General features: G+C 65.0%; 11 protein-coding genes. 8 read left to right on the top strand and 3 right to left on the bottom strand.

Annotation, left to right across the window (positions count from 1 at the left end):
* Positions 1 to 45: 45 nt before the first annotated feature.
* Complete coding sequence (rpiA, locus tag ACVWY1_RS15710) at positions 46 to 720, bottom strand: ribose-5-phosphate isomerase RpiA (RefSeq protein ID WP_038707000.1); 675 nt, start codon at positions 718 to 720, stop codon at positions 46 to 48.
* A gap of 134 nt (positions 721 to 854) precedes the next feature.
* On the opposite strand from rpiA, the gene ilvA reads away from it, so the two are divergent.
* The 4 genes from ilvA (at position 855) to ptsP (ending at position 5,890) form a co-directional block, all read left to right on the top strand.
* A complete protein-coding gene (gene ilvA, locus ACVWY1_RS15705) occupies positions 855 to 2,369 on the top strand; it encodes a threonine ammonia-lyase, biosynthetic (protein WP_038706999.1) in 1,515 nt (504 codons plus the stop codon).
* 79 nt (positions 2,370 to 2,448) lie between these two features.
* Complete coding sequence (locus ACVWY1_RS15700) at positions 2,449 to 2,874, top strand: DUF2269 family protein (protein ID WP_267302592.1); 426 nt, start codon at positions 2,449 to 2,451, stop codon at positions 2,872 to 2,874.
* Positions 2,875 to 3,114: 240 nt separating this feature from the next.
* Positions 3,115 to 3,594 (top strand): RNA pyrophosphohydrolase, encoded by a 480-nt coding sequence (locus ACVWY1_RS15695; RefSeq protein ID WP_028688498.1) that lies wholly within the window; start codon positions 3,115 to 3,117, stop codon positions 3,592 to 3,594.
* Positions 3,595 to 3,616: 22 nt separating this feature from the next.
* The gene (gene ptsP / locus ACVWY1_RS15690) at positions 3,617 to 5,890 is read left to right on the top strand and encodes a phosphoenolpyruvate--protein phosphotransferase (protein WP_046853769.1); all 2,274 of its coding nucleotides are present in this window, start codon (positions 3,617 to 3,619) and stop codon (positions 5,888 to 5,890) included.
* Between the two features lie 168 nt (positions 5,891 to 6,058).
* Here the strand turns inward: ptsP and ACVWY1_RS15685 are convergent, their stop codons facing one another.
* Entirely contained in the window at positions 6,059 to 6,805 is a 747-nt protein-coding gene (locus ACVWY1_RS15685; protein WP_457378479.1) for an NRDE family protein, read from the bottom strand.
* Positions 6,806 to 6,937: 132 nt separating this feature from the next.
* On the opposite strand from ACVWY1_RS15685, the gene ACVWY1_RS15680 reads away from it, so the two are divergent.
* The 3 genes from ACVWY1_RS15680 to ACVWY1_RS15670 are packed head-to-tail and all read left to right on the top strand — an operon-like array spanning position 6,938 to position 9,566.
* Positions 6,938 to 7,720 carry a sulfite exporter TauE/SafE family protein gene (locus tag ACVWY1_RS15680; protein WP_102684728.1) on the top strand — a complete coding sequence of 261 codons (783 nt, stop codon included), beginning with the start codon at positions 6,938 to 6,940 and terminating at the stop codon, positions 7,718 to 7,720.
* A 16-nt stretch (positions 7,721 to 7,736) separates the two neighbouring features.
* On the top strand, positions 7,737 to 8,546 hold the full coding sequence (gene lgt / locus ACVWY1_RS15675) for a prolipoprotein diacylglyceryl transferase (RefSeq protein ID WP_102684727.1): 810 nt from the start codon (positions 7,737 to 7,739) through the stop codon (positions 8,544 to 8,546).
* Positions 8,547 to 8,594: 48 nt separating this feature from the next.
* The gene (locus ACVWY1_RS15670) at positions 8,595 to 9,566 is read left to right on the top strand and encodes a thymidylate synthase (RefSeq protein ID WP_046853772.1); all 972 of its coding nucleotides are present in this window, start codon (positions 8,595 to 8,597) and stop codon (positions 9,564 to 9,566) included.
* A gap of 135 nt (positions 9,567 to 9,701) precedes the next feature.
* On the opposite strand, the gene cadR is transcribed toward ACVWY1_RS15670, so the two are convergent.
* Positions 9,702 to 10,145 carry a cadmium resistance transcriptional regulator CadR gene (gene cadR / locus ACVWY1_RS15665; protein WP_023630699.1) on the bottom strand — a complete coding sequence of 148 codons (444 nt, stop codon included), beginning with the start codon at positions 10,143 to 10,145 and terminating at the stop codon, positions 9,702 to 9,704.
* Positions 10,146 to 10,256: 111 nt separating this feature from the next.
* Here cadR and ACVWY1_RS15660 point away from each other — a divergent pair, with 111 nt between their 5' ends.
* Positions 10,257 to 12,500: a heavy metal translocating P-type ATPase gene (locus tag ACVWY1_RS15660; RefSeq protein ID WP_457378478.1), complete on the top strand. Its 2,244-nt coding sequence runs from the start codon at positions 10,257 to 10,259 to the stop codon at positions 12,498 to 12,500.
* Positions 12,501 to 12,521: the final 21 nt, after the last annotated feature.

The raw sequence follows: 12,521 nt of genomic DNA, 5'->3' as shown, positions 1-12,521 counted from the left end.
GGAGCTGGCTTGCCAGCGATTCGAGGGCGCAGCCCTCGCTGGCGATTACTCGGCCTTCAGGCTCTTCACGCCTTCAGCGGTACCCAACAACAGCACATCCGCCGGCCGCGCCGCGAACAGACCATTGGTAACCACGCCGACGATCGCGTTGATCTGGCTTTCCAGCTCCACCGGGTTGGTGATCTGCAGGTTGTGCACGTCGAGGATGACGTTGCCGTTGTCGGTTACCACGCCTTCGCGATAGACCGGGTCGCCGCCCAGCTTGACCAGCTGGCGCGCCACGTGGCTGCGGGCCATCGGGATGACCTCGACCGGCAGAGGGAAGGCACCCAGCACCGGCACCAGCTTGCTGGCGTCGGCGATGCAGATGAAGGTCTTGGCCACTGCCGCGACGATCTTCTCGCGGGTCAGGGCCGCGCCGCCGCCCTTGATCAGGTTGAGATGGGCATCGCTCTCGTCGGCGCCGTCCACGTAGAACTCCAGCTCGCTGACGCTGTTCAGCTCGTACACCGGGATGCCATGGCCCTTCAGGCGCTGGGCGGTGGCCTCGGAGCTGGCGACGGCGCCGTCGAAGGCGGTCTTGTGCTGGGCCAGGGCGTCGATGAAGAAGTTGGCGGTCGAGCCTGTGCCAACGCCGACGACGCTTTTCTCATCCAGTTTCGGCAGGATGAGGTCGACGGCGGCCTGGGCGACGGCCTGTTTGAGTTGGTCCTGGGTCATGCGGGCTCCGGGAGGGGCAGGGCGGATATCGAAAGTTGCCTAGTATAGCGGCTCCGGCGGCTTTGCTGTGGTCGCCCGACGTGGCGCTGCGGTAGACTCCCAGCCCTTGTCCCGCGGCCCAGTGATGCTTTCCGATGCTCGAACAGTACGTCAAGAAGATCCTCACCTCGCGCGTCTACGACGTTGCTGTCGAAACCCCGCTGCACACGGCCGGGCAACTGAGCAAGCGCCTGGGCAACACGGTGCTGCTCAAGCGCGAGGACCTGCAGCCGGTGTTCTCGTTCAAGATCCGCGGGGCCTACAACAAGCTGGCGCAACTGAGCGCCGAGGAGCTGGCCCGTGGCGTGGTCACCGCCTCGGCCGGCAACCATGCCCAGGGCCTGGCACTGGCGGCGCGGGAGCTGGGTATCAAGGCGACCATCGTCATGCCCAAGACCACCCCGGAGATCAAGATCGAAGGCGTGCGCTCGCGTGGTGGCAAGGTGTTGTTGCATGGCGACAGCTTCCCCGAGGCGCTGGCCTACTCGCTGAAGCTGGTGGAGGAGAAAGGTTTCGTCTACATCCACCCCTACGACGACCCACACACCATTGCCGGGCAAGGCACGGTGGCCATGGAGATCCTGCGCCAGCACCCGGGCCAGCTCGACGCGATCTTCGTGCCGGTCGGCGGCGGCGGTCTGATCGCCGGTATCGCCGCCTACGTGAAATACCTGCGCCCGGAAATCAAGGTCATCGGCGTCGAACCGGACGATTCCAATTGCCTGCAGGCCGCCATGGCCGCCGGTGAGCGCGTGGTGCTGCCACAGGTCGGGCTGTTCGCCGACGGCGTGGCGGTGGCGCAGATCGGCCAGCACACCTTCGATATCTGCCGCCACCACGTGGACGAGGTCATTACCGTCAGCACCGACGAGATCTGTGCGGCGATTAAGGATATCTACGACGATACCCGCTCGATCACCGAACCTGCCGGTGCCCTCGGTGTTGCCGGGATCAAGAAGTACGTCGAGCTCAAGGGTGTGGCCGGGCAGACCCTGGTGGCCATCGACTCGGGCGCCAACGTCAACTTCGACCGCCTGCGGCATGTGGCCGAGCGCGCCGAGCTGGGCGAGAAGCGCGAGGCGATCATCGCCGTGACCATTCCTGAGCGCCCAGGCAGCTTCAAGGCCTTCTGCGAGGCCATCGGCAAGCGCCAGATCACTGAATTCAACTACCGCAAGCACACCTCGGACGAGGCGCACATCTTCGTCGGCGTGCAGACTCACCCGGAAACCGACCCGCGTGCGGCATTGGTACAGCAGTTGACGGAGCAAGGTTTCCCAGTCACCGACCTGACCGACAACGAACTGGCCAAGCTGCATATCCGTCACATGGTGGGTGGCCACTCGGCCGGGGCCAGCGATGAGATGGTGCTGCGCTTCGAGTTCCCGGAGCGGCCCGGTGCCCTGTTCAACTTCCTCAACAAGCTGGGCGGGCGTTGGAACATCTCGATGTTCCACTACCGCAACCACGGCGCCGCCGACGGGCGCGTGGTCGCGGGCCTGCAGGTGCCGGAGGAAGAGCGTCACCTGGTGCCGGCAGCCCTGGCCAAGATCGGCTATCCATACTGGGACGAGACCGAGAACCCGGCTTACCGGCTATTCTTGGGCTGAACACGCTTCACCTCGCGGGAGCGGGCCTGCCCCGCGATGAGGCCGAAAGCGAAAAAGCCTGCTGAAGGATGATTTTCACATGGAACACCTGACCACCCTCAAGACCCTGCACATCCTCGCCACGGCCCTGTTGCTGCTTGGCGCCCTGGGCCTGGCGGGCTGGACCTGGCATGCCCGGCGCAAGGGCGACACCGAGGCCTATGGCAAGTTGTTGCGCCGCCCGCTGGTGTTCGTCTGGCTGCTGATGGGGCTGTGCCTGCTGAGCATGCCGTTCACCGGCTGGTGGCTGGTGCACCTGGTCGGCTGGCCGCTGGGGCAGACTTGGGTGCTGGCCTCCAGCGTCATCTATACCCTTGGCGCGTTTGCCGTGTGGTGGCTGGTGGCGCGCCTCAACCGGCTGCGCAAGGCCGAAGCCGTCGGCTTGAAGTTCACCTTGGCGCTGGCGGTGTTCAGCGGTGTGTGCTTCCTGTCCATCGCCGGCCTGATGGGCGCCAAGCCGGTCTGATGACACCCGCCAGCCCGCTCCCATTGGTAAACCTTGGGGGCGGGCGGGGCCCGCGAGGGGTTAACGCAGTCGCGTCACCTTGCCTTCATGCAAACCCTGTATACCAGTGCCACGCCCGGTGTGGCGACGCTCGCCCAATACGCAGTCTTCACCTCGCCGCACATAAGCGTGGCGGGCGCGTTGCTGCGCGCTCAGGCTTTGTGGAACAATGCGGCGACATGCGTTTGCGAGGTTGCTGCCGTGATCGACCCGGATGGTTTTCGCCCCAATGTCGGGATCATTCTCACGAATGATGCCGGGCAGGTGCTATGGGCTCGGCGGATCAACCAGGATGCCTGGCAGTTTCCACAGGGGGGTATCAACCCTGACGAAACGCCGGAAGATGCCCTGTACCGCGAGCTGAACGAAGAAGTAGGCCTGGAACGCCAGGATGTGGAAATTCTTGCCTGCACCCGTGGCTGGTTGCGTTATCGTTTACCCCAGCGCCTGGTGCGCACCCACAGCCAGCCGTTGTGTATCGGCCAGAAACAGAAGTGGTTCCTGCTACGCCTGGTGAGCAATGAGCAACGGGTGCGCATGGACCTGACCGGCAAGCCGGAATTCGATGGCTGGCGCTGGGTCAGCTACTGGTATCCGCTGGGCCAGGTGGTGACATTCAAGCGCGAGGTATACCGCCGCGCCCTGAAAGAGCTAGCCCCGCGCCTGCTGACGCGCGACTGACGACGGAGTCCGACCCCGAGCCATGCTCAATACGCTGCGCAAGATCGTCCAGGAAGTGAACTCCGCCAAAGATCTCAAGACGGCGTTGGGGATCATTGTCTTGCGCGTCAAGGAGGCAATGGGCAGCCAGGTCTGCTCCGTCTACCTGCTCGACCCGGACACCAACCGCTTTGTGCTGATGGCCACCGAGGGCCTGAACAAGCGCTCCATCGGCAAGGTCAGCATGGCGCCCAACGAGGGCCTGGTCGGCCTGGTCGGCACCCGCGAGGAGCCGCTTAACCTCGAGAACGCCGCCGATCACCCCCGTTACCGCTACTTCGCCGAAACCGGCGAAGAGAAATTCGCCTCCTTCCTCGGCGCACCGATCATCCACCATCGTCGCGTGGTCGGCGTGCTGGTCATCCAGCAGAAGGAACGCCGCCAGTTCGACGAAGGCGAAGAGGCCTTCCTGGTCACCATGAGCGCGCAGCTCGCCGGGGTTATCGCCCACGCCGAGGCGACGGGTTCGATCCGTGGCCTGGGCCGTCAGGGCAAGGGCATCCAGGAAGCCCGTTTCGTCGGGGTGCCGGGTTCGCCGGGCGCGGCGGTCGGTCGATCGGTGGTGATGCTGCCGCCCGCCGACCTGGAGGTGGTGCCCGACCGCACTGTCGAGGACATCGACAACGAACTCAAGCTGTTCAACAACGCGCTCGAAGGCGTGCGCGAGGACATGCGCAAGCTGTCGGCCAAGCTCGCCACCCAGCTGCGCCCCGAAGAACGTGCGTTGTTCGACGTGTATCTGATGATGCTCGAGGACGCCGCCCTCGGTGGCGAGGTGGTCGAAGTCATCAAGACTGGCCAGTGGGCCCAGGGCGCCTTGCGCCAGGTGGTCGGCGAACACGTCAATCGCTTCGAGCTGATGGATGACGACTACCTGCGCGAGCGGGCATCGGACGTCAAGGACCTGGGCCGGCGCCTGCTGGCGTATCTGCAGGAGGCCCGTTCGCAGTCGCTGGTCTACCAGGACAACACCATTCTGGTCAGTGAAGAACTGACCCCCGCGATGCTCGGCGAGGTGCCGGAGGGCAAGCTGGTGGGCCTGGTTTCGGTACTCGGCTCGGGCAACTCCCACGTGGCGATCCTGGCCCGGGCCATGGGCATTCCCACGGTCATGGGGGTGGTCGACCTGCCTTACTCGAAGGCCGACGGCATCGAGATGATCGTCGACGGCTACAAGGGCGAAGTCTTCACCAACCCCGGCGAAGTGCTGCGCAAGCAGTACAGCGACGTGGTCGAGGAAGAGCGCCAGCTGGCCAAGGGGCTCGATGCCCTGCGCGAGCTGCCGTGCATCACCCCGGATGGCCACCGCATGCCGCTTTGGGTCAACACCGGCTTGCTTGCCGATGTTGCCCGCGCCCAGCAGCGCGGCGCCGAAGGCGTGGGCCTGTACCGCACCGAAGTGCCGTTCATGATCAACCAGCGCTTCCCCAGCGAAAAGGAGCAGTTGGCGATCTACCGCGAGCAGCTGCAGGCGTTCCATCCGCTGCCGGTGACCATGCGCAGCCTCGACATCGGCGGCGACAAGTCGCTGTCGTATTTCCCGATCAAGGAAGAGAACCCGTTCCTCGGCTGGCGCGGCATTCGCGTCACCCTCGACCACCCGGAAATCTTCCTGGTGCAGACCCGCGCCATGCTCAAGGCCAGCGAAGGGTTGAACAACCTGCGCATCCTGCTGCCGATGATTTCCGGCATCCACGAGCTCGAAGAAGCCCAGCACCTGATCCACCGCGCCTGGGGCGAAGTGCGCGACGAAGGCACCGATGTGCCGATGCCGCCGGTCGGGGTGATGGTGGAGATCCCCGCCGCGGTGTACCAGACCCGCGAACTGGCGCGCCAGGTTGACTTCCTCTCGGTCGGCTCCAACGACCTCACGCAATACCTGCTGGCCGTCGACCGCAACAACCCGCGGGTCGCCGACCTCTACGACTACCTGCACCCGGCAGTGCTGCAAGCTCTGCAGACCGTGGTCAGCGTGGCCCACGAGGAAGGCAAGCCGGTCAGTATCTGCGGCGAGATGGCCGGTGACCCGGCCGCGGCAATCCTGCTCATGGCCATGGGCTTCGACAGTCTGTCGATGAACGCCACCAACCTGCCGAAGGTGAAGTGGATGCTGCGCCAGATCAACCTGAGCAAGGCCAGGGAGCTGCTGGCCGATGCCATGAGTCATGACAACCCGCAGGTTATCCACAGCTCGTTGCAGCTGGCGCTGAAGAATCTTGGGCTGGCGCGGATGATCGGGCCGAACAAGACCCTCTGATTTGTGGCGTCTGGGCTGCCGGGCACGGCGTCCTCTGTAGGAGCGGCTTGAGCCGCGATGGAGGCAGCGCAGTATGTGGCACCCGCTTTGCGGGTGATCGCGGCTAAAGCCGCTCCTACAGAGGCCAGGTCAAGTAAATTGGGTCGGTGAACAGGCCGTTACAACACCTCAAACCTCCAGGCTAACCTCGCCCAGATGCCCCCCAAACGGCCCGAAACTGCGCTCGATCATGCGCCGACGGCCTTGGTCATCGACGATCAGCACCGTGCTCGCCCGCGTCCCGTAGTTCTGGCTGGCGATGAATACACTCGATAGCAGCCGCTCGGTGGCCAGCCCCACGCCGGTCTCGGGTAGTTCGCCGTCCGGCGCGGGCTGTGCATCACCCAGCAGCGTCAATAGTTGCTGTGGATCGGCGTTTTCGAGCAATTTCTCAAGCCCGCTGCGCGCTTTGATCAGCTTCGGCCATGGCGTATCCAAGCCGGCATTCGACAGCCCGTACACCCCCGATTCAAGCAGGCGTGGCGCCGGCTCACGGGCATGCAGGTAGCCCAAGCGCTTGTCATCGCCGACCAGCAGGTTGAACCCTGAATACTGGTCACTGCGGCTGGCTACCCGGTCCAGATAGGCCTCGACCCCCAGTTCGCCCTGCAGGTAGGCTGCCACCAGTTCACCGCGGGACCGCGGCCCCAAAGGCTGGCGTGGATCACGGATATTGGTCAGCGCCGCAAAACGCCCGTTCGGCCCGACACCCAGCCAGGTGCCACCGGCTTCCAGGTCACGCCCGGCGTGCACACCCGTCGCGTCCTCCCAGGCCTTCAAGGCCTGGGTCGGCCGCGCATAGAACTCATCGCGGTTGGCCGCGACGATCAGTGGCCGGGCTGTCCCCGGCCGCCAGGCGAATACGATCAGGCACATAGGTTGTCCCCTTGTGTATTGGGCCACTCTACCCGCGCCGCTGGCCGCTATCCATCTTCTGACACAGAGTTCACTAGAGCGCCGGGCGTGGGTTCCGTTACCATGCCGGATTGTTTTCCACTGGGGCCACGAATGGAATTCGCTCTCTATCTGCTGTTGGGCGCCTGCGCCGGCGTGCTGGCCGGGCTGTTCGGCGTCGGTGGCGGCATCATCATCGTGCCGGTGCTGGTGTTCAGCTTCACCTTGCAGGGCTTCGACCCTTCGGTGCTGACCCACCTGGCGGTCGGCACCTCGTTGGCGACCATCGTCTTCACCTCGATCAATGCCGTGCGCGAGCACCAGCGCAAGGGCGCGGTGCAATGGCCGATCTTCGCCTGGATGACCGTGGGCATCCTGCTCGGCGCGCTGGTCGGGGCCAAGACCGCCTCGCTGATCCAGGGCCCGATGCTGCAGAAGATCATCGGTGTGTTCGCCCTGGTGATCGCCGCGCAGATGGCCCTGGACCTCAAGCCCAAGGCCAGCCGCGGCATTCCCGGCAAGCCCGGATTGACCACCGCCGGTGGGGTGATCGGTTGGGCCTCGGCCATTTTCGGCATCGGCGGCGGCTCATTGACCGTGCCGTTCCTTACCTGGCGTAGCCTGCCCATGCAGCAGGCAGTGGCGACTTCGTCGGCCTGTGGCCTGCCGATCGCCCTGGCCAGTGCCCTGGGCTTCATGTGGCTGGGTTGGCATGAGGAGCATCTGCCGGCCCACAGCCTGGGCTACGTCTATCTTCCGGCGCTGGTCGGCATCGCTGCCACCAGCATGTTCTTCGCCCGCTACGGCGCGCGTCTGGCCCACAAGCTGTCGCCGCGCGTGCTCAAGCGTCTGTTCGCCGCACTGCTGTTCTGCGTCGGACTCAGCTTCCTTATCTGAACCTAGAGGAAAGACAATGCTGCCTTACCCGCAGATCGACCCGGTGGCCGTGGCCCTCGGTCCACTGAAAATCCACTGGTACGGCCTGATGTACCTGATCGGCATCGGCGGCGCCTGGCTGCTGGCCTCGCGCCGGTTGAACCGCTTCGACCCCACCTGGACCCGCGAGAAGCTCTCCGACCTGGTGTTCTGGCTGTCGATGGGCGTGATCGTCGGCGGGCGCCTGGGTTACGTGCTGTTCTACGACCTGCACCAGTACCTGGCCAACCCGACGCTGATCTTCGAGGTATGGAAGGGCGGCATGTCGTTCCATGGAGGTTTCATCGGTGTGATGCTGGCCGCGCTGTGGTTCGGCAAACGCAACAACAAGTCATTCTTCGAGCTGATGGACTTCGTCGCGCCGCTGGTGCCGATCGGCCTTGGCGCCGGGCGTATAGGCAACTTCATCAACGCCGAACTGTGGGGCAAGGCCACCGACGTGCCGTGGGCAATGATCTTCCCGCCGTTCAGCGACCCGGCGCAATTGCCGCGTCACCCGTCGCAGCTGTATCAGTTCGCCCTCGAAGGTGTGGCATTATTCGTCATCCTTTGGCTGTACTCGCGCAAGCCGCGCCCGACCATGGCCGTTTCCGGCATGTTCGCGCTGTTCTATGGCATCTTCCGCTTCATCGTGGAGTTCGTGCGCGTACCCGACGCCCAGCTTGGCTACATCGCCTTCGGCTGGTTGACCATGGGTCAGTTGCTCTGCGTGCCGATGATTCTCGGCGGCATCTTCCTGATCTGGTGGGCCTACAACCGCAAACCGACGGCCAAGGCCACCGTTTGATTTCCACGGCAGGGGCGATCCCCCTGCCGTTCTTGTTACAGGTAAGCCATGAAACAGTATCTAGATCTGGTCCGTGACGTCATCGACAACGGCACGCTGCAGGAAAACCGCACCGGTATCCGCACCATCAGCCTGCCTGGCGCGATGCTGCGTTTCGACCTGCAGAAGGGCTTCCCGGCCATCACCACGCGCAAGCTGGCGTTCAAGTCGGCGATCGGCGAGATGGTCGGCTTCCTGCGCGGCGTGAAGAACGCCGGCGAGTTCCGCGAGCTGGGCTGCAAGGTCTGGGACCAGAACGCCAACGAAAACGCCCAGTGGCTGGCCAACCCTTTCCGCCAGGGGCATGACGACCTCGGCGAAATCTACGGCGTGCAATGGCGCCAGTGGCCCGGCTACAAGCGCATACCGCTGAGCAACCCGGCCGCCATCGAGATGGCCGAGAAGGCCGGCTTCCGCCGTATCGCCCAGGACGAGGAGGACGGCCAGGCGTTCGTCATCCTCTACAAGGCCATCGACCAGGTGCGCCAGTGCCTGGACACCATCGCCAACGACCCGGGCAGCCGCCGCATCCTGTTCCACGGCTGGAACTGCGCCCAGCTCGACGAGATGGCCCTGCCACCGTGTCACTTGCTGTACCAGTTCCACCCGAATGTCGAAACCCGGGAAATTTCCCTGACCCTCTACATCCGCTCCAACGACCTGGGCCTGGGCACGCCGTTCAACCTCACCGAGGGCGCGGCGCTGCTGTCGCTGTTCGGCCGCCTGACCGGCTACACCCCGCGCTGGTTCACCTACTTCATCGGCGATGCCCATGTGTACGAGAACCACCTGGATATGCTGGGCGAGCAGATGAAGCGTGAACCGCTGGCGGCACCGAAGCTGGTGATCAGCGACCGCGTGCCGGCGTTCGCCGAGACCGGCAAGTACGAGCCGGAGTGGCTGGAGAAGATCGAGCCGAGCGACTTCTGGCTGGAAGGCTACGAGCACCATGCGCCGATGACGGCGCCGATGGCGGTCTGACAGACCTTCATCGCCTGAGCTTGAACAATCGCGGGGCAAGTCGCATCGGCGCACCGCCGCTCCCACGCAGGTTATGCACAGCCGGCGTGGGAGCGGCGGTGCGCCGATGCGACTTGCCCCGCGATGCTTTTGGTATCAATGCCCGTGGCTGCGCCCCACATGGGAATGCTCGATCTCCGGCACCGACACCGCCCCATTCGTCTCCAACTGCTGCAAGATCGCGCACTCCGCCCCCTGCGCATTGCACTGCTGCCGCAGTTCCACCAGCTGCGCCTGCAGCGCCACCAGCCCATCGATCCTCGCCTGCACATGCTCGATATGCTCGTCGATCAGCGCGTTGACGCTGCCGCATGAGCCGTCGGGGCTGTCGCGCAGGTTCAACAGGCTGCGGATTTCGTCCAGGGTCATGTCCAGGGTGCGGCAGTTGCGGATGAAGGTCAGGCGCTCGACGTGGGCCTGGGTGTAGAGCCGGTAGTTACCGTCGCTGCGGGCAGGTTCCGGCAGCAGCTGTTCGCGCTCGTAGTAGCGGATGGTCTCCACGGCGCAGTCGGTGGCCTTGGCCAGTTCTCCGATCTTCATGGCAAATCTCCTGCAAAGGGCTTGACCCTATAGTGGCTACAGGGTGTTCACTTGGCAACAACCCACTCTGTGGATCTCTACAGAGGCCAGCGCTCAGTTAAGGATGATTCCATGAACCAGCCTGTCAGCCCCGACCACAAGCATGATCACGCCCATGACCTCGATCATGGCCACGCGCCCCACGCCCACGGCTGCTGCGCCAGCAAGGCCGCCCCGGCCCTGGTGCAGCTGACCGAAAAGGCCAGTGGCCAGGCGCAGCTCAGCCGCTTCCGCATCGAGGCCATGGACTGCCCTACCGAGCAGACCCTGATCCAGGACAAGCTGGGCAAGCTGGCCGGTGTCGAGCAACTGGAATTCAACCTGATCAATCGTGTGCTCGGCGTGCGCCATACCCTCGAGGGCACCGCCGAGATCGAGCGGGCCATCGATAGCCTGGGCATGAAGGCCGAACCCTTGGCCGCCGAGGATGATGGCGCCGCCAGCGCGCCCCAGGCCAGCAAGACCCGTTGGTGGCCGCTGGCGCTGTCCGGTGCTGCGGCGATCGCTGCCGAAATCGTGCACTTCTCCGGCAAGGCACCGGAGTGGGTGGTCGCCGCACTGGCCCTGGCGGCCATCCTCGGCTGCGGCCTCGGTACCTACAAGAAGGGCTGGATTGCCCTGAAAAACCGCAACCTCAATATCAATGCGCTGATGAGTATCGCCGTGACCGGCGCCGTGCTGATCGGCCAGTGGCCGGAAGCGGCCATGGTCATGGTGCTGTTCACCGTTGCCGAACTGATCGAAGCCCGTTCCCTGGACCGCGCGCGCAATGCCATCGGCGGGCTGATGCAGTTGGCCCCGGACATGGCCACCGTGCAACAGGCCGATGGTCAGTGGCGTGAGGTCGAAGTGCGCGAGGTGGCAATCGGCGCACGGGTGCGGGTGCGCCCGGGCGAGCGTATCGGCCTGGACGGCGAGGTGGTCAGTGGCCAGTCCAGTGTCGACCAGGCGCCGATCACCGGGGAGAGCCTGCCGGTCGAGAAGGCGGTCGGCGACAAGCTGTTCGCCGGCACCATCAACCAGGCCGGCGCGATGGAATACCGCGTCACGGCCGCCGCTGGTCAATCGACCCTGGCCCGCATCATCAAGGCCGTCGAAGAAGCCCAGGGCGCCCGTGCGCCGACCCAGCGCTTCGTCGACCAGTTCTCGCGCATCTACACCCCCGTGGTGTTCGCGGTAGCGCTCGCCGTGGCGCTCATCCCGCCGCTGTTCATGGCCGGTGCCTGGTTCGACTGGATCTACCGTGCCCTGGTGCTGCTGGTGGTGGCCTGCCCGTGCGCGCTGGTGATCTCCACCCCGGTGACCATCGTCAGCGGCCTGGCCGCGGCGGCGCGCAAAGGCATCCTGATCAAGGGCGGTGTGTACCTGGAGGGCGGGCGCAAGCTGGACTTCCTGGCCCTGGACAAGACCGGCACCATCACCCACGGCAAGCCGGTGCAGACCGACAGCAAGGTGCTCGACCCACTGTTCGAGGGGCGCGCCCAGGCCCTGGCCGCGAGCCTGGCTGCCCGTTCCGACCACCCGGTGTCGGGTGCCATCGCCCTGTTCGCCAAGGGCCAGGATCTGGTTCTGAGCGAAGTCTCCGAGTTCGCCGCCCTGGCCGGTCGCGGTGTGCGCGGTGATATCGAGGGCCAGACCTACCACTTGGGCAACCATCGCCTGGTGGAAGAGCTCGGCCTGTGCTCCCCAGAGCTGGAAGCGCAACTGGATGTGCTGGAGCGCCAGGGCAAGACCGTGGTGCTGCTGCTCGACCGCTCAGGTCCGCTGGCGTTGTTCGCCGTGGCCGACACGGTCAAGGACAGCAGCCGCCAGGCGATTGCCGAGCTGCACGCGCTGGGTATCAAGACGGTCATGTTGACCGGCGACAATCCCCACACCGCCCAGGCCATTGCGGCCCAGGTGGGGATCGACCGCGCCGAGGGCAACCTGCTGCCTGCGGACAAGCTCGCCAGCATCGAGAACCTGTACGCCCAGGGGCATCGTGTCGGCATGGTCGGCGATGGCATCAACGACGCGCCGGCCCTGGCCCGCGCCGAGATCGGCTTTGCCATGGCCGCCGCCGGTACCGACACCGCCATCGAGACCGCCGATGTGGCGCTGATGGACGACGACTTGCGCAAAATCCCGGCCTTCGTCAGGCTGTCGCGCCAAAGCGCGGCGATCCTCACCCAGAACATCGTGTTGGCCCTGGGGATCAAGGCAATTTTCCTGGCAATCACCTTCGCCGGCATGGCCACCATGTGGATGGCGGTATTCGCCGACATGGGCGTGAGCTTGCTGGTGGTGTTCAACGGTCTGCGCCTGTTGCGCAAATAACGCCTGCGGCGTGATAAAGAG

The organism is Pseudomonas sp. TE6288, assembly GCF_054062095.1.
This window is presented reverse-complemented; position numbering and strand designations above follow the sequence as displayed.

Bases quoted from the DNA above. Each gene is read 5' to 3' on its own strand.
- rpiA (WP_038707000.1), bottom strand. From the start codon at position 720: ATGACCCAGGACCAACTCAAACAGGCCGTCGCCCAGGCCGCCGTCGAC.
- ilvA (WP_038706999.1), top strand. From the start codon at position 855: ATGCTCGAACAGTACGTCAAGAAGATCCTCACCTCGCGCGTCTACGAC.
- ACVWY1_RS15700 (WP_267302592.1), top strand. From the start codon at position 2,449: ATGGAACACCTGACCACCCTCAAGACCCTGCACATCCTCGCCACGGCC.
- ptsP (WP_046853769.1), top strand. From the start codon at position 3,617: ATGCTCAATACGCTGCGCAAGATCGTCCAGGAAGTGAACTCCGCCAAA.
- ACVWY1_RS15685 (WP_457378479.1), bottom strand. From the start codon at position 6,805: ATGTGCCTGATCGTATTCGCCTGGCGGCCGGGGACAGCCCGGCCACTG.
- ACVWY1_RS15680 (WP_102684728.1), top strand. From the start codon at position 6,938: ATGGAATTCGCTCTCTATCTGCTGTTGGGCGCCTGCGCCGGCGTGCTG.
- lgt (WP_102684727.1), top strand. From the start codon at position 7,737: ATGCTGCCTTACCCGCAGATCGACCCGGTGGCCGTGGCCCTCGGTCCA.
- ACVWY1_RS15670 (WP_046853772.1), top strand. From the start codon at position 8,595: ATGAAACAGTATCTAGATCTGGTCCGTGACGTCATCGACAACGGCACG.
- cadR (WP_023630699.1), bottom strand. From the start codon at position 10,145: ATGAAGATCGGAGAACTGGCCAAGGCCACCGACTGCGCCGTGGAGACC.
- ACVWY1_RS15660 (WP_457378478.1), top strand. From the start codon at position 10,257: ATGAACCAGCCTGTCAGCCCCGACCACAAGCATGATCACGCCCATGAC.